Below are 23,747 nucleotides of genomic sequence, written 5' to 3'. Positions count from 1 at the left end.
CGGACATATTCCACGAAAAGCCTCTTCACCGACAGCCATAAACAAGGAGAAAAATATGAGAAGTGCTTTAACAATACACACTGAACGCAACGATTTCAACGAGTCGGAACTTGTGGCGCGTGCACAGAATGGTGATACAGAGGCGTTTAATCCACTCGTGTACAAATATCAGCAAAAAATCTATAATCTGATTTATCGGAAGGTTCGTGACCCTGAGACAGCGAAAGACCTCTGCCAAGAGGTGTTCCTGAAGGCGTGGCAGGCACTACAGAACTTCAAGGGACAATCCGTATTTTACAGTTGGCTCTACCAAATTGCTGTCAATTGTAGCATTGACTTTCTCCGCAAACGAGATAGGGACATCGTTTTTGCCTGTGAGGAATTACCACAAAACGCAGACGATGGTCTTCCGATGCTCCAAACGCAGCCATCGCCTTGTCAAATCCTTGAGAAGGAGGAGCTTGGACGCGTTATTCGCAGTGCTGTGCATCGACTGCCATCTGGGCAACGTCGCGCGTTTCGTTTGCGTTACTTGCAGGACCTTCCGATAAAAGAGATCGCCGCACGCTTAGGCAAATCGGAAAGCACCGTTAAAACATATTTGCACCATGCCCGTAAAAGACTCCAGACGCTGCTGCTCCCTTACTTACAATAGGAGCAGGCTTTAGATAGGATGTGTAAAGTTTTTGACCCGCGATTCTGGCAAGGAAGCCACCCTATAGTATAAATTGTTAGTTTGTGCCGGTATTTGCCCAAACCTGACTGCTGACTGCTGAAAGCCATTTGAAAAATAATGCAACCTTTTGAGGCCTAAATTACGTCACCTCAATCAATAGATGTACATACTTCTGGAGGAGGCGTGCTGTGGAACAAAACGATGCTCAACTCATTTGGCGGGTATTACAGGGGGACCAGGAGGCATTCAGTCCCTTAGTGAGAAAATATCAGAAGGGGGTTCACGCGCTGGTGTGGCGGAAGATCGGTGATTTTCATATTGCACAAGAAATCACGCAAGACGCGTTTCTCACTGCGTATAAAAAACTCGGAACCTTGAAAAACCATAACCAGTTCTCAGGTTGGCTCTACGTTATTGCGGCAAACTTGTGTGCTGACTGGTTCCGAAAGAATCGCATGCCGGTGCCGGAATCCGTAGAGGCTACCGAGACTAATGAGATAGACAGGGTTTCATATTCTCAGTATATAGCAGAAAAACAGGCAGCCGAAGCGAATGAGACGCGCCGTGAAGTCGTTAAGAAGCTCCTCCAGAAACTGCCCGAAAGCGAACGCACGGTGATGACGCTCCATTACCTCGGCGAGATGACGGTCAAATCCATTTCTGAGTTTCTCGGTGTCTCCCAGAATACCATCAAAAGCCGCCTGAGCCGCGCTCGCAACCGCTTACGGAAAGAGGAAGATATACTCCATCAGAATCTTGGCAGTTTCCAACTCCCGGATCAATTAACAGAGAACATCATGCGGGAAGTTTCACGCCTGAGTCCGGTTCCTGTTCCTACGGGTAAGCCGGTAGCCCCCTTGGCACTTTCCGCCGTCTCAGCCGTCGTGCTTTTCCTACTGATTGGGATTGGCACGCAGCATCTCTCTCGTTTTCAGAAGCCTTATAATCTCGATGCCACCTCGGAACCGACAGTTGAGATTATTGACGCAGTTTTTATTTACGATTCCCCTGCGAAACCCGCCGTCCGGACTCAGGCAGGAAGTTCGGCACTCCCCGGTAAAAGTCCTGGGGCAGCTCAGAAACCGGACGAATCCCTTGTTGCCACACTCCCCATCGACACGACAGAAGTCTCAACCCCGAAACCGCAGTGGACCCAAACTGGGGGCCCCGAAGGTGGCAGCGTTCAGAACTTGTTCATCGCAGCTAACGGAGATTCTTACGTCGGAACAGGGACCGACCTCTATAGATTGACGGACGATAGAAGTCGGTGGAACCTTGTCAACGCCAACATGCCCCCTAACGGATCATGGCAAATAATAGAGAGGGACGATACCCTCTACGTTGCCTCCGATACAGAAATCCGCGCTTCAATGGACAGAGGCGAGACGTGGGATACACTCGGTACACGTCCAGTGGGTCAGTTGATTGATCTCGTCATAACAGATGAGGCACCTGGGGCGCAAGCCAATATTGTAATGTACTTGGCACTTGTTAATGGTGTATTCCGTTCTGTGGACGCTGGTAACTCGTGGGTGTCCGTAAGCGGACAGTTGGTGAACAAAGAAATTCGCGCAATCACAGCCGTTGAAAATGTTATGTTTGTTGGGACGGACTCTGGACTGTATCGCCTCAACTCGGAAGGTAGCACCTTATTATCGGTGGGTGAATCCCAGAATATCCGTGCAGTGGCGAGTGCCGAGCATCGACTCTATGTCGCCGTGGGGGAAAAGGCTATGAATCAAGGGGTCGGGTTTGGTCTGCCAGTGCGACTGATATCCGCGACATCTCTGGCACTCTATCGCTCAACAGATTTGGGAGATTCGTGGCAGACATTAGACTTTATAAAAAGGAAAATAGAGCCATCCTCCCAAGATGGACTGACGATTCATGTTGCTTCTGGAACTTCGGAATCCTACCAAAAGGGTAAGGATAAATCCAAAGACTCAGAAACGAAAACGACTTCAACCTTCAAAATGGTAGCAGTGGAAGAAAGCCTTTTCGCAATGGACGATAAAGGCAGTTATTACTCAAGTGACGCAGGTGAAAACTGGGTTACCTTGGATTCAAATATACCAGACATAAGAGATGTTTCCAGGCTTGTGTCTTTGAATGCGAATACCTTCTATCGGAACGGAGCGTCTGGGATTTATCGCACAACCGATGCCGGCAAAACGTGGCATCCATTTAGCACGGGATTGGTAAATACAAGCGTGATGAATTTAGCTTCTCTGCGGAATGTGCTGTATGCCAATGTGGGGGGCGAACTTCTCGCCTCGCCCAACGGGAATGAGGTGTGGACACCTGTCCCAAGCAGCCTCGGAAACATCACGAATCTGGCGAAATTCAACGATGTGCTCTATGCCAGAGGTATAGGAGGCACCGAACATCGCGTTCAACTCTTGCGCTTATCTACCGAGGACAATCGGTTAAGCCCTATTCCGGGGATGTCGTTTTTAAGGAAAAACGCCTCTTTAGATGTGGAGGTTGCTGGAGATGACAATAAGGCCGTGGAAGAGATCCGGCAGCTGATGCGTGGACTTCTCGGAGGTTTCGCTGTCAGTCGTAATACGTACTATATGGAATATGAACAGAGACTCTTCAGGTGGAAACCCGGCACGCCGGAATGGGTTGATACCGGGCTCATAGATGAAGGTGAACTCATTGATACGGCTGGCAGTTTTAACAATCCCAGTTCCATCGGTTTCAAAATCGCTGTTTCAAGGAGAACAGTCTACGTCGCTAAATTAGACGGACACCTCTTCCAGTCGTTTGACGAAGGAGATACGTGGAACGATGTTACGGGCGAACTTCCGTTTTCTTTTACACATTTCAAGGCAATAGAATTCGCTGGCTCCGCTATCTACGTGGCAACCGATAGAGGGGTTGCATATTCAAGCGATGGCACGCACTGGCACGTTACATCCGACCCTGAAGGTGTGCCAATCGTTATAGACCAATTTGCGGTGAGCGGAACGACTCTGTATGGCGTTACGGAACAACGCGTCTATCAATTAAAAGAAAATTCTGACAGATGGAAACAGATGACACCCGAGATTCCGAATCCTGTTAGTGCTCTTGATGTTGAGGGGAACGTGCTTTATGTTGGTACCTATGGTAGTGGTGTGTTACGTTTTAAATTAGACGACTAACGAAACGGTTAAGAACTAAAAAACAAAGGAGAAATTACCGTGTTAATAACATTGATTCAGAAAGAAATTATGCATCATATTCTCAGCGTCCGGTTCATCGCACTCTTGCTGATGTGTGCGCTGCTCATCCCACTCACCCTTTCTATCAGTTATCGCAAGCATCGTCAGAGTTTGACAGATTATCAAGAATCGGTGAATCGCTCGCGATCAGAAGCAAAGGTAAATCCACCGAATGCGCAAGATCCGGATGTAGAAGTTTCCAAGCTTTTCCTGAAGCCCATGCCGCTGAGCGTCTTCGCAAACGGTTTAGAGGAAGTGCTGCCGACCCATCTTGGAATGACGCGTAATGGCATTCGGCCGGGTTCAACAGCACTTGCGCAAGCACCTCTGGCGTATGTATTAGGAAATCTGGACTTCCTGTTTATTGTTGGGACGGTTTTCAGTCTGCTGGCACTTCTGTTCACATTTGATGCTGTTGCGGGGGAGAGAGAAGCAGGCACCCTTCGGATAAACTTGTCAAACCCCGTTCCTCGAGATGTGTTTTTGTGGAGCAAATTGATCGGTGGATACGTTGTGTTCGTTCTTCCGTTTTTAGTCTCTTTCCTCTTGGGGTTACTCCTGATCGTCTGGCAAGGGTTTCCACTCGGTGAGCTCAAGATCGCGATGCCAGTGCTCGGTCTAACGCTTGTCTCGCTCCTCTATATTGCGGTCTTTTTTGCGATAGGTGTCGTCATTTCAACCTATCTCGACAACGCCAAGACCGCGCTGATTGTCGCTTTTACATTTTGGGTGTTTGCAGTGCTAATCGCGCCGCGAGGTGCGTTTGTCATCGCAAAACTCGTTGCACCCACCCGAACGCAGCAGACTGTTTATATGGAAAAAACCGCACTTCGCAATAACCTGGCGAAAGAGACACAAGAGAAGTTAAATAAAAAAATAGTTGAAACCTTTGGGACGAAATTGGCAATAACACCAGAGGTGCAAAAAAGATTGGACAAGATTCGGAAACCGATTAACGAGGAATCTCGACTGAAGTTCCAGAATCAGGCAAACAAAATTGACAACGGATACCAACGCGAAAAGGATCGCCAAGAGCACATTGGAGAAATGCTCTCTCGGCTCGTGCCAACGTCCTCTCTCATCTATTCTGCGATAAACTTAACGCAAACCGGTAAACTAAAAAGGGACCTCTACTTTCAAACGGGTGAGAGATACTACAAGCAACTTGATGATTCATATTTCAGTGGAATTTCAGACGACGTGATGGCACAGGTCATACAAATAATGGATCGACAGGGGAATAATCTCTCTGAATCAGACGAAATCCCGCCGCCCCCACCCCTGACGGAATCCGCTTTATCGGATACCTTGCGTCGCTCTGCAGTAGATGTGTGCTTACTCGGTTTTTTTGCTTTAGCGTTTACGGCAGTGGCGTTCCTAAAATTCTTCCGTTCCGATATCTGATGTGAGTAGTTATCAGTCTTCGGTCTTCAGTTTGTGGAAGTAACGGAAACTTAAACCTATCTACAGGTAAGAATTTGCGGTCGATTTTTTGCTCTGCCGAAAATAATGCAACCTTTATTGACGGAGAAGGAATCGTTCGCAAGGTTGAACTCCGCGGGCGGGCACTTGAGGAAGCTGTTGCGGAACTGGTGCAGGAGAATCTGGCAAAGCAGATCGAATAATTCTCATATCATTTCTAATTGAATACTTTTCAATATGCGTGTAGCATAAACTTTAGTTTGTGTTACCGTTTTTCACTTTTTTCAAGAATAATGCAACCTTTCCATACCCAAGTTACGTCACTTCAATCAATAGACGTAATAATTCGGGAGGCAGTGTGCAATGCAACAGAGTGATGCTCAACTCATTCAACGAGTATTACAAGGGGACGAGGACGCATTCAGTCCTTTGGTGAAAAAATATCAGAAAGGGATTCACGCGCTTGCGTGGCGAAAAATCGGTGATTTTCATATCGCACAAGAGATCACGCAGGACGCGTTTCTCCGGGCATATCGAAAACTGGGTGCCTTGAAGAACCCTAACGCTTTTGCTGGATGGCTTTACGTTATCGTAGCACGCTTGTGCCTTGATTGGCTCCGAAAGAACCGCATACCTATCGAATCCCTTGATACTGTCGATTCAAGTGAGATGGACAAGGAATCATATTCTCAATACGTAGCGGAAGAACAGGAAGCCGAAGCCCACGAAACACGCCGAGAGGTTGTCAAGAAATTGCTCAAAAAACTGCCAGAAAGCGAACAAACGGTGATGACGCTCCATTATCTCGGCGAGATGACAATCAAAGCCATCAGTGAGTTTCTCGGAGTCTCCCCGAATACCGTTAAGAGTCGTTTGAGCCGCGCTCGCAACCGTTTACGGAAAGAGGAAGATATAATCCGAGAGAACCTCGGCAGTTTCCAACTCACGAATCAATTGACTGAGAACATCATGCGGGAAGTCTCGCGTATCACCCCTGCTGCCCCTGCTACGAGTAAACCGATGGTGCCTTGGGCGGCAGTGGGTGCGGCTGCGGTTTTGGTTATACTGATGCTCGGTGTGGGCAGTCAATATCTTGCCCGTTTCCAGAAGCCATATAGTTTCGAGGCACTCTCTGAACCCACGGTTGAAATCGTTGACGCGTCTATCGTAATTGATACTGTATCAAAGCCTGATGTCCGAAGGCAGTTTGGACGATCTGACGTTCCCAGTAAGAACACCGGTACTGGCACACAGATTTCTGAGGCGAATTTAAGATCCACTGCACAAGAAACTCAACACAAATTTTCCACAGCGCAGTGGACGCAGGGTAACGCACCGCCGGGTGGTTCGGTACGCGATATTTTTGCTACATCTGAAGGAACTGTTTATGCCCTTTCACAAACTGGTATCTACAGATTCCCAGCAGATGCCACGGATTGGACACGTATCAACACAAATATCCCGATTAGTAAGTCGCTTATGCCGATGACTGAACACAGGGATACCCTTTATGTCGTTTCTACGGAAGCAATATTTGCTTCAGCCGATGATGGGAAGACATGGAATACGATGAGTCCACGTCCCAAAGGACATGCGGTTGGACTCATCGTCATTGATACAATTGATACAGCGAGGGTGTCAAGTTCTCATGCAGGTATAACGATGTATCTTGCCCTAAAAAATAAAGGGGTTTTCCAATCAGTGGATGATAGAAGACGATGGCACCTACTTAAGGATGGGATGAGTGCGGAAATAATTTCTACTGTTGCGGCTGTTGGAGAAACCGTGTTTGCGGGAACAGAGCAAGGTCTCTATCGTCTTGATTTAGGTGTTTGGAAAAAAATGCCTATCGATACATCACAAGCCGTCCTTTCTTTAGCGGTATCAGATAACAATCTTTATGTTGGAACAGGTTCCGATCTGTTAGTACGATTTACACCGATGGAAGTATATCAGAAAACTCGGAAGAACGAGTTGCATTTCATAGGAGTTTTCCATTCAGATGACTTGGGAGCCTCGTGGACTGAAATTACACCTAACTATAAGTATAGTTATAGGGGAGCACCGGCGGGTCTAACCGTTTTAGCAGTTGGCAAAACTCTCATGGCATTGGGATACGAACAGTTTCGTTCCACAGATAGCGGAAAAACTTGGCACAAATTTAAATATGATCCGAGATGGTTGATGATTCAGAGTCTTCCCGTTGTAGCCGTGAACGAAACGACGCTTTACAAAGCAAGTGTATTTGGTGTTGGTCGAACAACCGATGCTGGGAACTCATGGAACTTATTTATGGACGGGATGTCAGGAAACAGAGTGAAAGATCTGGTCGTATTTAACAATAAACTCTACGCGAGTAACGGTTCTGAAGTTTATCAATCCAGCGACGAAGGCGCATCTTGGAAAAAAGTGCGGATTGATGGCACGGACGATTCCAGCATCAATTATTCTTATTCTACTCTTTCCAGTTTTATCATCCTTGGGAATAATCTCTATTTCCTTTTACCGAAGCGAAGCAGCTTCCAAATTTACAGTTTATCTACTGAAGACGATGCTTTCATTCACTTTCAAGATGTTCCGGCTATAAAAGATAAGGCAATATCTGCTGAAGGAATAGTGCCTTCTATAGATAAAAGTGTGAAGACCAACGAGCTTGTCGTCAGTGGTGATGTATTCTACGTAGAATACAGGCGAAAGTTATTCAAATGGAAATTAGGGGATCCGGCGTGGACAAATACGGGATTGGTAGACATCGGTGCCCCTCATGTTGATGATATCACAGATGCATTCAGATTAGCCGCGTCTGGAAAAACCGTCTATGTGGGGAAACGGGATGGTGAACTGTTTCAGTCTCTTGATGGTGGGGACAATTGGAGAGATGTTACACCGGCTCTCCCGCTTCACTTTAGCCGTTTCAAGGATCTCATTTTTAGAGGGACAACCCTCTATGTTGCAACGGACAGTGGAGTCTTGGTTTCACAAACCGGGGAACATTGGCGCGTGATAACCGATAAATCAGATACGCGCGTCGTCATCAACCAATTTGCGTTGGACGATACCGAAGTTTATGGCATTGGTGATACAGGTGTTTATCGCTTAGATATCCGTGGGCAGTGGGAACAGATTTCTTCAGAAGTTCCAAATAAGAGTACCTCTCTCGCCATTATCAACGATAGACTCTATAGTGCCAGTGAAGATAACGGGATATTTCACATCTCCATTGCCAAAGAAACTTACAATGGGCTGCCTTATAAATAGAATGTTGCGAAGTTTTTCAAAATAGGCGGCTCTGTAATTGTTAGCGATATTTTCAAGTTCGGTCTACGAACGATTCATTGAGCGGAGTGCAGGGCGCACATCCGTACTAATTTCACACCGTCTCTCTTCTGTCCGAACCTGTGACCGAATTCTCGTTCTTGATGACGGCACGGTCGTTGAAGACGGTGACCATGAAACCTTATTGGCAAAAGATGGGCTTTATGCCCAGTTCTTCAGAGCACAAGCACAATGGTATGTTTGAAGACTCACTTATACGAGAACAACCTGCATATAGTTATCGCATATCTTAACTTCAACACGCATTGTAACGGAGGGCAGCCCAATAAAATTTTACGAAGGCATTTCAACAGGGCTCACTGCCATTCTGGAAGAAAAAATGCGTTCGGCACTCACAATGCTCGGTATCATCATTGGCGTTGCCGCTGTGCTCGCAATGCTCGCCGTCGGTGACGGTGCGAAAAGCATTGTTACCCAAGAGTTTGAAAAGTATGGCAGCCATTTTACTATCCGACGGAATCCGTGGATTTGGATCGGAGATCGCGTAATACCAAATCGCAGCGGTGAACACCTGAAATATGAAGACGTTTTGGCGATCGAAGCCGAATGCCCAACTGTTGAATCTGTAATCCCGATAGTTTCTGGTGAAGTGCTTGCCCAAGCTGAAGGTGGTGCAACGAAATGGACGGAATATGATGCGGTCAATTCTTATTTCCCGACTGGGAAGAAGTGGTGGGTTCAGCACGGACGATTCTTCTCCGAAGATGAGTTCAATAACCGTAGGAAAGTCTGTATTCTCGGCTTAGAGGTCGCAACAGAACTGTTTGGAAAACAGAATCCGATTGGCAAAGAAATCAAACTTTCACTGCAAGGGGGAAACCCCGACCGTTTCCGCATCTTAGGCGTTATGGCTGAACGTGGAACGAGCCTGCAATACGGATTCAGTTGGGACGATATTGTGTTCATTCCCTTGACAACCGCACAAGATAGGTTTAAAGGAAAACATCATGTCAATTATCTTAGCGTCAGAGCGATGAATGCCGATACCATCGAAAAAGCCGCTGAGGAAGTCAAATCCGTTTTAAGAAAACGGCATCGGAATCAAGACAATTTTTTTGATATTAGTTTTCATACCACCGCTGTGAATGAACTCGATAATATCAGTCGGATTCTCACAATCATGCTCAGCAGTATCGCAGGCTTTTCGCTATTTGTGGGAAGCGTCGGGATTATGAATATGATGTTGGTTTCAGTGAACCAACGCACACGGGAAATCGGAATACGCCGCGCCATCGGCGCAAAACGAAGAGACATTTTCTTGCAGTTTTTGATTGAAGCGGTTGTGATGTGCGGTGTCGGTGGTTTGTTAGGGATTTTTCTCGGTATCGGCACAGGTTATCTTTGTTCATATATTGCTGTCAAAGTCGTTAAGGTAATTCCGCACTGGCCAGTCGTAATCTCTCTACACTGGATGACAGTCTCCGTTAGTATCTCCGCTTGTATCGGTATTCTGTTTGGGCTTTACCCTGCAATGAGGGCATCACATATCTCTCCAATCGAGGCATTGCGAACCGAATAAGACGCAATTTCACATTGATTCTGCTCACCTCCAACCACACGAGCTCGCAATTACGTCGCTCGTTTCTCCTTTATTTAAACACCGTCAATAGTATCAATTTCCTAATCTTGATTCCACTTTATAAAAAATAATGCAACTTCTTAGAACCTAAAATCCGTCACTTAAGTTAAAACAGAGTGCGATTCTGGAGGAGGTTGGTGATGGATCACAATGATGCTGAACTCATTCAACGGGTATTGCAAGGCGATCAGGACGCATTCAGTCCGTTAGTCACGAAATATCAGAAAAGGGTTCACGCGCTGGTGTGGCGGAAGATCGGCGATTTTCACATCGCCCAGGAAGTTACGCAAGACGCGTTTCTTAGGGCATACCAGAAGCTCGGAACCTTGAAAAACCATACCCAGTTTCCAGGCTGGCTTTATGTCATCGCGGCAAACTTGTGTTCTGACTGGTTCCGAAAGAATCCGCCACCGGAACAATCTTTAGAAGTTACGGATATGAGTGAGGTGAATGAAGTGTCATACTCTCGATACGTAGCAGAGAAACAGGCAACCGAAGCGGACGAAACGCGCCGTGAAGTCGTTAAGAAACTACTTCAGAAACTGCCAGAAAGCGAACGCACAGTAATGACGCTTTACTACCTCGGTGAAATGACGATCAAAGCCATCAGCGAATTTTTGGGAGTCTCTCCGAATACTATCAAAAGCCGACTGAGTCGGGCACGCGATCGTCTCAAGAAGGAAGAAGACATGATTCAACAAAATCTACACAGGACATTATGCAAGAAATCTCACGTATCACACCTACAACCCCTGCTGCGAATAAGCCTATAGTGCCGTGGATGCTTTCTGCTGCTTCGGCTGTATTGATTTTTTTATTCATGGGGGTTGGCACACAATATCTCTCACGTTTCCAGAAACCTTACGATCTAAACGCTACATCGGAACGGACGATTGATCTGATCGAGGCGGTTTTGGTCGTAGATTTACCTGCGAAACCCGCAGTGCGGAATCAGATAGGAACATCGGCTGTCCCCGGTAAGAATCCCGGTGCCGGTCAGCAACCGGACTCGCGACTTTTCGCTGCCGCACTTGTTGACGAAACTGAGGTATCAACACCGAAACCGCAGTGGATACAAACAAAGGGACCCGCAGGCGGGCTTGTGAATACCCTCTTCACGACAACGCGTGGAGACATTTTCGCCGGAACCGCCACCAATCTTTATAAGATGGCAGACGACGGACATTCATGGAAACTCGTTATCGCCGGAGACCCAACCTCACTCAGCCTGAAAGATTGGATGATGGGCGGCACACAACAGATGGTAGCGTCGAACGATGCGATCTACGTCGCTACCAATGGGGAGGTATTGACTTCTACAGATGATGGTGAGACATGGAATTCGCTCGGTGTGCACCCAAAAGGGCAGCCAGTCGGGATCGTCATAACGGATAGGCTTCCTGGGGCGGAAGCCGAACTGACAATGTACCTTGCTCTCGTTAATGGGATATTCCGTTCTGTGGATGCGGGTAAATCGTGGATACCTCTGAACGATGGAAACCTCGCGGATCGGAAAATTCGGGCAATCGCCGCCGTTGAGCACACCCTGTTCGCTGGAACTGACAGCGGACTCTATCGGCTCAATACGGATACGGATACATGGAAAAAATTAACCATTCGTCCAGCAGAAATATCCGAAAATCAATTAGCTATCCATGCGTTAGCCGTCGATGAACACCGTCTCTATGTTGCCGTGGGGAATGAACTGACAAATCAGAATCAGAGAGGGAGACAACTTAAATCTTCGATGACAGGGAATTCCGAGTGGTCCCTTTACCGTTCAACCGATCAAGGGGATACGTGGTATTCCATAGATCCACGGAAAAGACAGGAAGGTGAGGCAGAGAGGCAGCAGCAGAATCTCTTTAATTTTGATATGGCTTCCCCATTCCCTGGTGCAGATGCAACAGAAATCTACATGCCGAGTATTAAACTCTTCACAACACAAGGCAGGGTTACAGTCGTAGATGCGTTCGGAGAATTCTTCTACTCCATGAATGCTGGAGAAACCTGGACTGCTTTAGATGTAAAGGGTAACTCATCTTACAGAGTCCCGCCGCCTGTGCTGATGATGGACGCGAACACTTTCTACAGAGGAACATCTGGTGGAGTTCAGACCACAATTGATGGTGGCAAATCGTGGCATCCGTTTAATAGCGGTCTCGTTGGCATTCCGGTTCAGACGCTCATCACTGTTAACGATAAACTCTACGCAAATTCAACAAATAGGTTTGTCTCCTCAACGGACGGGGGTGAATCGTGGACACCACTGCCCAGTGGTATCGATGGCGGTGTCCTTATTGAAGCATTTGACAATACTTTGTACGTAAAGAGAGGGAATCATATGACTTCACCTTCGCCGATAGCGCGTCTATCCACCGAGGACAATAGCATGGCGTTTATAGACGGCATGCCTGGTTTTGAAAGCATCAATTCACAGGAAATACGCATAGAAATGGACGAAATTATGATGCAAGCGTTTACGGACAAGGCTAAGCAAAACCTTGAAAAGGGCGAACCACCAAATCCCGAAGATATTGATTTTAACCAGTTAAATGAAGCCATGAATAAGGTTATGCAAGAACAGGCTGCATCTGGTATGATGTCGTTTATTGGAAACTTTGCCGTGAGTAGCGATACATACTATGTCGAGTACGGGAAGACGCTTTATAGATGGAAACCCGGCATGAATGCGTGGCACAACACGGGTTTAGTAGATGAGGGCGAAGACGCTTTCGCATCTCTATTGTCCTCTCCTGACAGTTATTCCGCTGATGTTGCGACTGCTCATGATTCAATTACTTCTATGGGTTTCAAAATCGCCGTGTCAGGCAACACGGTTTACATCGGAAAACGGGAGGGACGCCTCTTTCAATCGTTTGATGAAGGAGACACTTGGCACGATGTTACTGCAGGTATCCCGTTCTCTTTTGAGAAATTCAAGGCAATCTCCTTCGCGGGACCAACCGTTTATGTGGCAACCGACACAGGTGTTGCGTATTCAAACGACGGCACGCACTGGCACGTCACAACCGATGCTGAAGGCAGTTCCCTCGTTGTCTCCCGATTAGCAGCAGCAGGCACAACGGTGTATGGACAGACCGACCAACACGTGTATCTGTTGAAAGAGGATTCCAATACATGGAAACAGGCGACACCCGAAATTCCAGGCTCTGTTATCTCTTTCGCCGTTGATGGTAGCACACTTTATGTAGGGACTGCTAACCGTGGTGTCCTGCGGTTCACGCTTGATGAATAATGTGGATAAATGATGAGAGATATGAACTATCACGCGCGAATCGTCAGTTTCCGTGAATGAAGCCACCTGCACTTGCTAAGGAGGAACTAAAATGATCCGATTTCTCATGCTGCTCGCGTTTTTCATCATCTTCACAACTGGAAATACTGGCTGCGATCACGACCCTGATGGCGTGGATGAAGAAACATCGGTCAGCATCGTTGAGAGGTTGAGTGAAGAAGACAAGACCGCCCTTGCAAATAAGTTGAAATCTCTTGATTACCTGTTATCCCTCCCACTTGAGCAGCGGAAAGCAAGGTCAAAAGAATATATGCTCAAGTATCTTGAACTCAAAGATAAGGACGATCCGGAAGCATTAGAAGCACTCAGAACCTCTTTGTATATCCACGCTAAGGGCGATCATTCCCTCTTGGAAGAGTGGGTAGTTCTCACACATAAGATTTTCCGGAAAAAGGAAGCAACTGTGCCGGAGCTTCTGCGAGCGAATCAGATAGAACTCCAAATCGCGCGCGATAACGATGAAAGTCGGAACTATATCAAGACTTTGGAAGAAAATGCTGAACAACTTGAACACCAGATTAAGGACCTTGAGGACCAGGGGGTAAACCCTCAAGAATTCAAAATTTCTATAGAAGTCGAGGGTGATGAAGAGTAACCCTATTTTTTTATTCTTTCTAACGCTCTTCAACTGACGGAAATAGAACTTCAGATGGTTAAGGAAGATCCCGATAAAAAGGAAATTGAGTTTCGTTTCCAGGAGCGGAAAATAAAGCTTCTGTAATCCTGAAAATCCTGATTCTGACAATTACCCTCACATATTACCGAATTAAATTCTTAGTCTTCATCCAAGCACGCCTTTTCTATTCTGTAAACCCACTTTGTAAACCCATCGTTAAATCTTTCAGACGGAAGTTGACAATACGACCTTAAGTTATTATAATAACCTTTACAATCTCCAAAAACCATATATGTCCAGAAAATAAACATGAAATATAATGTTATAATTATAGTCTTACTACTGCTAATTGTATCCACACAAACGTCCGCTGCCACTTCAGACGGCACAATCCCTTTCGATTGTCCTGATATACCAAATGCCAAGTTTCAATTCCACTTCACCCGCGAACTGATTACACTCGCCGTTACGACAGCCCCCTTCAATACGGTGGACAACCTTTACATCCACATCTACGATGATGAAGCAGGCATTTATGAGAAACTCGCTCAATATTACAGCGAAAACTTGAAAGCGAAAGACTGGAACGGCATACAGGAAGATGATAGGGTCGGACTCTATGTCCTGAACGGAGTCGCTCTGGAAGGCACAAGCGTGGATGATACCTTCACGGGCATCTTTGCGGTTATAAAAAGTGCTGAGAAGGTCTATCTGCTAAACATTGTTGGCAATATTCCATCGCAACAGGCAGGTCAACTCTTAACGAATCTCGGTAAACTCGGTATCGAGATCCCTGAAGTGGAATCGCTACTCGTGTTAGACTTTGACGAACCACCTGCTTCTCTACGGACTACTGTGACCCTTCGCCTTCCCCTTCCGTTTGGTCGCTTTAACAAACAACGTGCTTCTTCACCGACGCGGTTCCGTACTGCCGATGGTTCCCCGATCTATGAGGTTCAAATTCAGGGCAATCATACAATTGATAGATCTGAGATTCTCGAAACGCTTGAAACTGGTGACGAGGACATCGAAAAAGCAGTAGGAACACTCCAAAAAAAAATGGGCGCGAAATTAGAGGTGGTAGAGTCGAGTGTTAGAGAAAAAAACGGGAAACATATCGCGGTGATTACCGTGAAGGAACGCGCTTCATCACGATCTCCTGATTCCTTTGCAATGAACCCGATGATTAGATTTAACCGGGTCACAGGTTGGAAACTGGGTACGACTGTAAAAAGGGATTTACGAAGAGCACGCTTTTCAAATGGAATGCCGACCTCACATATTTTTGGATATGCAGGTTACGGATTCGGTAACAAAATAACAGATGTCGCAATTGGTATTGATACGATGCCGTTTGCAACATATACACAATTTAACAATCTGGAGGGAGATGCTGACAGATGGTATCATGGGTTTGGAATCAATGCCAAGGTTCACCGTGCTACCGACATCACACCTGACAACGTGATTCCTTATCGTGTTAGCAATTCTTTGAATGATCCAGGTGCTTTGTTCTATAATCTTTTTGGTGCGGAAAACTTGCACAACTATTATTTGAAGACTGGCGTTGAAGTAGCGTTCCGATGGGAAAAACTACCACGTGTGGAGTCTATTCCCACAAGGCACTTGCTTAAGTTGACACTTTTTGCTGAAAACCACGAGAGTCTGAAAAAGAGCACAGATTGGCATCTTTTCAACTGGCGTTCAAGGTCAAAGGCACGAGAAAATCCAGCGATAACGTCCAGCGGATTGCGGAGTGTTATGTTTGAATATGATCTTAACACCCGCCAGAACCATCTCGGTTGGCATAATATTTTTTTTGTTGAACATAGCAACACCGCCTTCGGTTCGGATTTCGACTTTACGCGGTATCAACTTCATCTCCGTTATGCACATCCATTCGGTGAACATCGGATACGTACCCGGGCAGTCGGCAGTTTTTCAACCGCATCGCGGACCAGGCGTATTAAACGGCTACCCGCTCTACGCTTTTGCTGGTGACCGTGGCTACCTCTTCAACATCGAATATTTCTTCCCTGTACCGGAACTGTTCACCTGGAGAAACATGCAATTTGATTTTTTCAATCTCTTCCTCGTGTTTTTCCTTGATGCGGGTCAAACATGGAATATAAATGACGAAACGCAGACACTTGTGCCGAAAAGCGATGCCGGTATCGGTTTCCAGTTCGGTGAAAGCGATTCCTTTCTACGGTTTAACGTTGCGAAAGCTTTTGAATCGGAACAAGGTGTGCAATTCAATGTCCTCTGGTTTCATAGTTTCTAATCAGCGCAGCAAGAGGTAATAAAATGCGCCGACACACCAATCGTATTTTTTCACTATCCTTTGGATTCTGTATTGTATCAATATTGATAGTATCGTCTATTTTTGACGGTCATTTCGCCTCAGCGGCTGTCGTTGAGAATGCGGAGACAGATGTCTTCACTTTCGTTCGTTTGAAATACAGGGGTTCCTGGGGGCACCGCGGCAAATGGGATACAGATTGGCCCGCTTCAGACCGGAACTTCATCCTGCAGCTCGGCGAGCAGACGAATATCGCGGTGAATTCAAAAGAAAAGATAGTTGATATTGATTCCGAGGAACTCTTTCATTACCCGTTTGGATATATGGTAGATGTCAGGCATTTGAAATTTACCGACACTGAGGCGAGAAATTTACGGGAATACCTGCTACGTGGCGGTTTCATCCTTGTCGACGATTTTCACGGAAACCAAACATGGAAACGGTTTAATAAACAGCTGAAGAAAATCTTCCCGGATCGTGAACCCGAGGACATCCCGATCTCGCACCCGATTTTTCACTGTTTCTATAACATCAACGAACTGATGCAAATTCCCGGAGCGGGCGCAGCACGCAGAGGAAGAACTTACGAAAGAGGAAGTGCCGGCGGCCGTCACGTGCGGTGTTTCGGAATCTATGATGACAACGGCAGGCTTATGATGATGATTAATTTCAATACCGATTGGGGAGACGCATGGGAACATGCCGCGGATTCGTTCTATCCGCGCGAGTATTCGGATATGGCATTCAAAATGGGAATCAACGCTGTTATCTATTCACTTACGCACTAAATACAGTGAGTTCCGTAGGGGCGTTTTTGAAAAAAATGCAACCTTTGGATACCTAAGTGCCGTCACCCTAATCATAGGATGTTAAATTTCTTAGCAAGTCGCGATAAAAATGTTTATGATCTGAGACAATCAAAAAACTGCAACTTCTTGGAAACTCGTTTGTAGTAATGCAACGGGTATATTTGTAGGAGGGATCCCCGAATCCCTACATCTTTTGTAGATGCCCATCTCAAACGCATGAGGAATACCGAAATGCGAAGACATACAAATCGAGCCTTATTACTATCCTTTGCGCTCCATGTCGTGGTGATGTTAGCGATCTCACCGTTTCTTGTGAACCATTTCACCGTTGAGAAAGAGAGCATATCGGCTGAGATATTGGAACCAGAATCTGAGAAACCTGTAAAACGCCGGGTTCTACCGGCGCGTTCGCCTATAGTGCCACAGGTAAGTGAGACCGAATCATCACCCTCATCCCCTGCTGCCCCGACGTATACGCCAGAGGTGAGCGTCCCGAAGGCACCCGTCAGTGCTGATGTAACGCCTGACATCGTTACACACGCTGATCTTCCCAACTCAGATGCTCCAAGTCCTGTGTCCAACGCCAGTTTTGGCGAAGATGGCACGCTTGCAGGTCCCGTTGTGATTGAGGGACAGCAAGGCATCGGGGTTGGTGGCATCGGAAACAGTGGATATGGGAATGGAAAACACTTGGTTTCCCACGGGACAGGTGTATCAGATGTAGGATTCGCGACGCTTGATGCCGTAGATGAAGGACTCGGTATCTTTAACACAGACGTGATGGCAGGACACGGATTAATTGGGCAGGCTTATGTTCCCGGTATCGCTATTGAGCGGATGCCCGATTTTGGGGCTTTGACACCAGTTTACACCTTTATTACAACAAATTTAGATGTACCCGTAAGAGAATACACGCAAGGATTTCCTATACCAGGGAAGCAGATTGTCGTCGAGAATTTCGCGGTTCGGTTCCGCGGTGTGTTAGCCGTAGATACTCCCGGTAGGTACACTTTCTGGCTTTTATCGGATGATGGTTCAAAGTTGTATATTGCCGACACCCTCGTTATCGATAATGATGGAATTCACGGAATAACGCGGAACAAAGGACGCAAGGATCTGTCGAAAAATGCCCATGTATCGTGGCATTTTGAGGGACATTTCGTGGATATGGGTAAACACGGAAGTATGGAGTTAGCAGCAGGCACACATCCGTTTGAAATTCAATACTTCCAAGGACCCCGTTATGAAATCGCGCTGCAATGGTTCTATCAACCCCCAAATTCCCATAGGCAGATTGTTCCACCTGAAGTTATCTATCGCCCGGGTAAGTCACGCGTCCCAGATGCGTTGAAGAAACTACAGCAACGCCTTGAGCATATTGAAAAGGTAGAGTAAAATGACAAGGTATACAAACCGTGCCTTATTGATATCGCTTGCGCTCCACATAGCATTGATGTTGGCAATCTCGCCATTTCTTGTGAATCATTTCACCACAGAGAAAGAGAGCATATCGGCTGAGATATTGGAGTTAGAATCCGAAAAGCGTGTGAGACAGCGGATTTTACCGCCACGCATGCCTGTAGTCCCACAGGTGAGTGAGACGGATGCCTCACCGTCTTCCCCCGCTGCGCCGACGTATACGCCAGAGGTGAGCGTCCCGAAGGCACCCGTTCATGCCGATGTAACTCCGGATGTCGTTACACACACCGATCTGCCTCATGCAGATGCTCCAAGCCCTGTCTCCAATGCCAGTTTCGGTGAAGAGGGAACACTCTCAGGTCCCGTTGTTGCTGAGGGACAGCGAGGAATTGGTGCTGGGGGACCTGGGCGCGGTGGACGTGGAACCGGCGGATATGGGAACGGGAAACACTTTGCAAAAGGGACAGGCGTATCGGATGTGGAACTCGCAATACTCGATGGCATAGATGCAGGGCTCGGTATCTTCGACACAAATGTGATGGCTGGACACGGATTAATCGGGGAAGTCTACGTCCCGGGTGGCCCCATCCATCGGATGCCGGATTTCGACCTTTTAACACCTGTCTATACCTTTGTTACAGCAAACTTAGATGTCTCTAAACGAGATTATACTCAGGGTTTTCCGACACCAGAGATGCAATATGTTGTTGAGGATTTTGCAATTCGCTTCCGAGGGGAGTTAGCAATCGACACGCCCGGGTTGTACCACTTCGGGCTTTATGCAGATGACGGGGCAAAACTATATATCGACGGGACGCTCGTCGTAGATAACGATGGAATTCACACAGGGAAGGGAAAACGTGGCAGTATAACGCTCAAGACTGGCATGTACCCTGTTGAGATTCACTATTTCCAAGGTCCCCGATACTCTATCGCGCTACAGTGGTACTATACCCATTCCAAAGAACCTTACTCTGAGGCGAGGCGTTCCTATTCGATAACAACCCCCGCATGGAGTTTGCGATCAGAGTCATATCTGCTCGGAAGGATTGTGCCACCGGAAATTATCTATCGTCCCAGCAAACCTCGCGTTCCAGAGGCATTGAGAAAACTACAACAACGCCTGAAGAACATTGACAACGCACATTGAAGGTATCTAACGCGAAAACCAAGCCCATAATGAAATTAGATTCTCCTTAGCGGATATAAGGAATACGCGTCAAAGTTTCAAATTCACGGTGTTTCTCCGCAAGGTATAATTATAGAATGTGTACGGGACCTGTAGCCTGCAACAATACGCAGAAATACCCAAGCAAAAACACGCAGGCGGATATAAGGAATACGCGTCAAAGTTTCAAATTCACGGTGTTTCTCCGCAAGGTATAATTAAAAAGATGAAAAATAAGATTACAAAAGTATTCATAGCGTTTCTGCTTCTCATTAACCCGGCAGTACAATCACAGTCCAATGACGGCACTGTCGCCTTCGATTTTCCAAATCTGCCATCCTCTGAATTCCAGTTTGATTTAGACAAACGTGTCATTGTACTCGTGATGGAAGATACTACTTCCAACATCGCACCGCTGTTTAATAACATAGACAACTTACATCTCCGCAGTTATCGAAGTCGATCTGTTAATCTTAAGGAAGTGGGTCGATATTACGGAGAATCCCTAAAAGATCGCGGCTGGAACGCATTGGGACACCCCATTCAGGACGATGTCGAAAACGATAATTTGCATCTCTATACCCTTCAAGTCAATGAGACGATCCAAGGAGTCTTTGTTATTGTTAAAAGTGGCGATGATGTGTATCTGATAAATATCGTTGGTGAAATCCCGAAAAAACAGCTCGGTATGCTGCTACTAAATCTCCATCAACTCGGCATTGAGATTCCTGAATTAATGTCGGTAAAACCTCGTGACTTGGAAATCGCGCCCCCTCCACCACTCTTAATGCCTAAAGTTGCCGAGCCAATGCCAGAACCTGCGATAGGGGAAATCCGCAGAAAACACCCCGAACTCACCGATCCAGCTGAAGCAGTACCCTCCTTAAATGAAAGCCAAGAACCGGCAAAGTCATGGGATTGGATTTTTGATGGTAAGCGAATTCAGGACATTCAAATCCAAGGTGCCAACGGGATTGAGAGTTCCAACATTATGAAAGTCCTTGAAAATGGATCTGGCGACATCGCTGTGGTGATGCCTATTCTTACAAGCCTGCTCATTAGTACCTCTAAAAAGGCATCTTTACGCGTCGAAGAAGTGAATGCCAAACACACTGCGATAATTACTGTGGCGGATCTACCGATTACACGAACGCTGTCACTCCTAAAATCTTTGACAATCTCTGGTTCTCAGGCGAACAAGGTCCACAAATCAACAGCCGGCAAGTTGGTCTTACAGGAATTAGATGCTCAACTTTCAGCCGTAGGCACACGATTTCTGGCAGGGGATGTCCCTATCCACGAAATACGCATTCAAGGAAATGAGAAAATATCGGACGCACAGATTCAACAGACGCTTGAAAACGGTTCTGAAGATCTTGAACAAGCCCTAAAAACACTGTATAATGCGATGCCCTACTTTGACGAGTTAAACCTACAGGTAGCTGAGGAGAATTCAAAATACGTTGCGACGATTATTGTTGATGAGAAACCTCCGCCGCTACGTTTCGGATTCAATCGAGTGACGGGATGGGAAATCGGCACCGGTTTTGAACTCGGCAAACGAAAGGATGTCGGACCCCTTTGGACGTGGAACATCAGAGATTCATCGAGCGATCAGACTTCAAAGCTTTTTGGAAAGGTGAGTTACGCATTCGGTAATCCGCATGTCCATTACCGGATAGGTGGCATAGCGAATTGGGGGAAACCTTACATTTGGAATCTCGGACTCACAGCGCAAATTCACCGTTTGACAGATGCCGTTGCCCCTGAACTTTTTCCGAATTACAACAACCCACTCCCTATTTTTCAACGCATCATTGGGACACCCGACCTCCAAAATTACTATCTACGACAAGGGGCTGAGATCGCATTGCAGTGGTCTCCAGTTATGCCGAATCATTCCTTCAGATTGGCAATGGTTGCGGAATCACAGACGAGTCTACAGAGAAGCACAGATTGGTTTGTTGCCAATTGGGGATCGAAACTCCGTGTGAGAGAGAACCCTCCAATAATCCCCGGCACCCTGCGGAGTCTCACCTTCCAATACGATTTGAATAATATAACGCATTCCATGGGTTGGCACAATACGCTTTTCATTGAACACAGCAATGCGGCTGTAGGATCCGATTTTGATTTTACGCGTTTACAATTGCATTTTCGGTATGCTTTCCGTCTAAAGAATAACCGAGTTCGGACTCGGTTTCTGTTTGGGTTTTCCGACTCTACTTTGCCAATTCAACGTCAATTTGTCATTGGTGGCGTAGAGGGCCTCAGGGGGTATCCTTGGTCCAGAGCAGAAGGTAAATCTGAAGGTTTAATAACCTATAAAAGTGGACATACGTCTTCTCCCTACGCGTTTGCCGGAGATCGTGGATTTCTGCTCAATGTCGAATACCACTACCGTTTATCCAATCTGTTCAGTTGGGGTATTTTCAGAAACGCCTTTGGCATTCTCTTCTTTGATGAGGGACAGGTCTGGAATGTATCTGGTCCCGCATATACCTTCGATCCGAAAGGGAGCATCGGTATCGGTCTACAGTTTGGCGAAGATAACTCTGTTGTTGTGGTGAACGTTCCGGGTATACATTCTGGAGGGGACGATCCTGTTTTCAGAGTCAACATTGCAAAAGCCTTTGAATCTGGCACAGGTATCCAAGTTACGACAATGTGGTCCAAAAGTTTTTAATCTACTGAACGCATCTGGAACTCTAATCTTCTACTTAATTTTTTCGCGCAAAGTGTGGTATTATTTGATAACTACGCAGATAAAGGTAGACCATTGCATGAAAGAAATAAAAACAGATCTTTACCTTGGAGATTGCTTAGAAGTACTCGCCGATTTTGACCCCGATTCCTTCGACCTGATTATGACCTCTCCACCGTATGCGGATCGGCGATCCAAAACGTATGGCGGAATTAGTCCAGATGAATATGTCAACTGGTTTATGCCGCGTGCGGAAGAATTTTTGAGAGTCCTCAAGCCGTCCGGCACGTTCATTCTAAACATCAAAGAGCAAGCTATTGCTGGGGAAAGGCATACGTATGTCATTGAGTTGATACTTGAAATGAGGAAGCAGGGATGGCTGTGGACAGAGGAATTCGTCTGGCACAAGAAAAATTGCTATCCGGGCAAGTGGCCGAACCGATTTCGGGACGCTTGGGAAAGATGTCTGCAGTTCAATAAAAGCAGGAAGTTTAATATGTACCAAGAGGAAGTTATGGTGCCGATGGGAGATTGGGCGGAAAAAAGGTTAAAGAATCTCAGCGAGACAGATCAAAACCGAGATACATCGAAAGTGGGGAGTGGGTTTGGTAAGAATGTTTCCAATTGGTTAGATAGAAAGATGGCATACCCAACGAATGTTTTGCACTTAGCAACAGAGACGGGAAATCGGAAGCACAGTGCCGTTTTTCCCAAAGCACTACCCGAATGGTTTATCAAACTGTTTACGAAAGAAAATGATTGGGTGCTTGATCCGTTTGCGGGTGCCGGTACGACGTGTCAGATCGCTCAAACGTTATTTAGGAATTCTGCTGGTATTGAAATTTTACCCCAGTATTATCAATTGGCACAAGAGAATACCAAGCCGACACAATATTTATTATTTGAAGAGACTCAAGATGAAACCCATTACACAACAAGAGATCACTGATTATGTTGAGACGAACATTCAAGACTTCCATCAGAGACGGTTGGATAATCTCCAAAAATTGAAGATGTTGGATGTCGTTAAACAGAAGAATCCTTATCTATTCAAAGCTAAAAACATCAATACGGCACAAGATTTTGTGAAGACCATCTTAGATGCTCGTCTATCTTCGCAAGAAGAAACAATTTTTGGTGGATTTCTGGAAGGACTTGCCATTTTTATCTGTTCAAAAGTATACGGCG

At 46.3% G+C, this 23,747-nt stretch carries 18 protein-coding genes; all 18 read left to right on the top strand.

Translation table 11 applies throughout. The features are described from left to right. On the top strand, positions 1 to 655 hold a 655-nt coding region (locus J4G07_19335; GenBank protein ID MCE2416142.1), incomplete at its 5' end, for a sigma-70 family RNA polymerase sigma factor. A 209-nt stretch (positions 656 to 864) separates the two neighbouring features. Further along, positions 865 to 3,825 (top strand): sigma-70 family RNA polymerase sigma factor, encoded by a 2,961-nt coding sequence (locus tag J4G07_19330; protein MCE2416141.1) that lies wholly within the window; start codon positions 865 to 867, stop codon positions 3,823 to 3,825. A gap of 39 nt (positions 3,826 to 3,864) precedes the next feature. Further along, a complete protein-coding gene (locus J4G07_19325; protein MCE2416140.1) occupies positions 3,865 to 5,289 on the top strand; it encodes an ABC transporter permease subunit in 1,425 nt (474 codons plus the stop codon). 74 nt (positions 5,290 to 5,363) lie between these two features. Continuing rightward, positions 5,364 to 5,510, top strand: coding sequence for a hypothetical protein (locus J4G07_19320; protein ID MCE2416139.1), 147 nt, complete (start codon positions 5,364 to 5,366; stop codon positions 5,508 to 5,510). 160 nt (positions 5,511 to 5,670) lie between these two features. Then, positions 5,671 to 8,565 carry a sigma-70 family RNA polymerase sigma factor gene (locus J4G07_19315; GenBank protein MCE2416138.1) on the top strand — a complete coding sequence of 965 codons (2,895 nt, stop codon included), beginning with the start codon at positions 5,671 to 5,673 and terminating at the stop codon, positions 8,563 to 8,565. A gap of 37 nt (positions 8,566 to 8,602) precedes the next feature. Then, on the top strand, positions 8,603 to 8,827 hold the full coding sequence (locus J4G07_19310; protein MCE2416137.1) for a hypothetical protein: 225 nt from the start codon (positions 8,603 to 8,605) through the stop codon (positions 8,825 to 8,827). A 135-nt stretch (positions 8,828 to 8,962) separates the two neighbouring features. After that, positions 8,963 to 10,162, top strand: coding sequence for an ABC transporter permease (locus tag J4G07_19305; protein ID MCE2416136.1), 1,200 nt, complete (start codon positions 8,963 to 8,965; stop codon positions 10,160 to 10,162). A gap of 200 nt (positions 10,163 to 10,362) precedes the next feature. Next, positions 10,363 to 10,995 (top strand): sigma-70 family RNA polymerase sigma factor, encoded by a 633-nt coding sequence (locus tag J4G07_19300; GenBank protein ID MCE2416135.1) that lies wholly within the window; start codon positions 10,363 to 10,365, stop codon positions 10,993 to 10,995. Then, positions 10,941 to 13,481 carry a hypothetical protein gene (locus J4G07_19295; protein MCE2416134.1) on the top strand — a complete coding sequence of 847 codons (2,541 nt, stop codon included), beginning with the start codon at positions 10,941 to 10,943 and terminating at the stop codon, positions 13,479 to 13,481. The genes J4G07_19300 and J4G07_19295 overlap by 55 nt, the downstream gene beginning before the upstream one ends. Before the next feature lie 91 nt (positions 13,482 to 13,572). Next, positions 13,573 to 14,136 carry a hypothetical protein gene (locus J4G07_19290; protein MCE2416133.1) on the top strand — a complete coding sequence of 188 codons (564 nt, stop codon included), beginning with the start codon at positions 13,573 to 13,575 and terminating at the stop codon, positions 14,134 to 14,136. 330 nt (positions 14,137 to 14,466) lie between these two features. Then, positions 14,467 to 16,158 carry a hypothetical protein gene (locus tag J4G07_19285; protein ID MCE2416132.1) on the top strand — a complete coding sequence of 564 codons (1,692 nt, stop codon included), beginning with the start codon at positions 14,467 to 14,469 and terminating at the stop codon, positions 16,156 to 16,158. 64 nt (positions 16,159 to 16,222) lie between these two features. Then, a complete protein-coding gene (locus J4G07_19280; GenBank protein MCE2416131.1) occupies positions 16,223 to 16,441 on the top strand; it encodes a hypothetical protein in 219 nt (72 codons plus the stop codon). A 23-nt stretch (positions 16,442 to 16,464) separates the two neighbouring features. Continuing rightward, positions 16,465 to 17,247 carry a DUF4159 domain-containing protein gene (locus tag J4G07_19275; protein ID MCE2416130.1) on the top strand — a complete coding sequence of 261 codons (783 nt, stop codon included), beginning with the start codon at positions 16,465 to 16,467 and terminating at the stop codon, positions 17,245 to 17,247. A 252-nt stretch (positions 17,248 to 17,499) separates the two neighbouring features. Further along, entirely contained in the window at positions 17,500 to 18,663 is a 1,164-nt protein-coding gene (locus J4G07_19270; GenBank protein ID MCE2416129.1) for a hypothetical protein, read from the top strand. Between the two features lies 1 nt (position 18,664). Next, positions 18,665 to 19,837 (top strand): hypothetical protein, encoded by a 1,173-nt coding sequence (locus J4G07_19265; GenBank protein ID MCE2416128.1) that lies wholly within the window; start codon positions 18,665 to 18,667, stop codon positions 19,835 to 19,837. Positions 19,838 to 20,081: 244 nt separating this feature from the next. After that, positions 20,082 to 22,541 (top strand): BamA/TamA family outer membrane protein, encoded by a 2,460-nt coding sequence (locus J4G07_19260; GenBank protein MCE2416127.1) that lies wholly within the window; start codon positions 20,082 to 20,084, stop codon positions 22,539 to 22,541. A 97-nt stretch (positions 22,542 to 22,638) separates the two neighbouring features. Then, on the top strand, positions 22,639 to 23,508 hold the full coding sequence (locus tag J4G07_19255) for a site-specific DNA-methyltransferase (GenBank protein ID MCE2416126.1): 870 nt from the start codon (positions 22,639 to 22,641) through the stop codon (positions 23,506 to 23,508). Then, a partial coding sequence (locus tag J4G07_19250; GenBank protein ID MCE2416125.1) for a cytosolic protein occupies positions 23,477 to 23,747 on the top strand: 271 nt, incomplete at its 3' end. The genes J4G07_19255 and J4G07_19250, both read left to right, overlap by 32 nt.

This window comes from Candidatus Poribacteria bacterium, from assembly GCA_021295715.1.
Classification (GTDB): Bacteria; Poribacteria; WGA-4E; order WGA-4E; family WGA-3G; genus WGA-3G.
The sequence above is the reverse complement of the archived record's forward strand: the minus strand, read 5'-3'. Positions and strand labels throughout refer to the sequence as shown.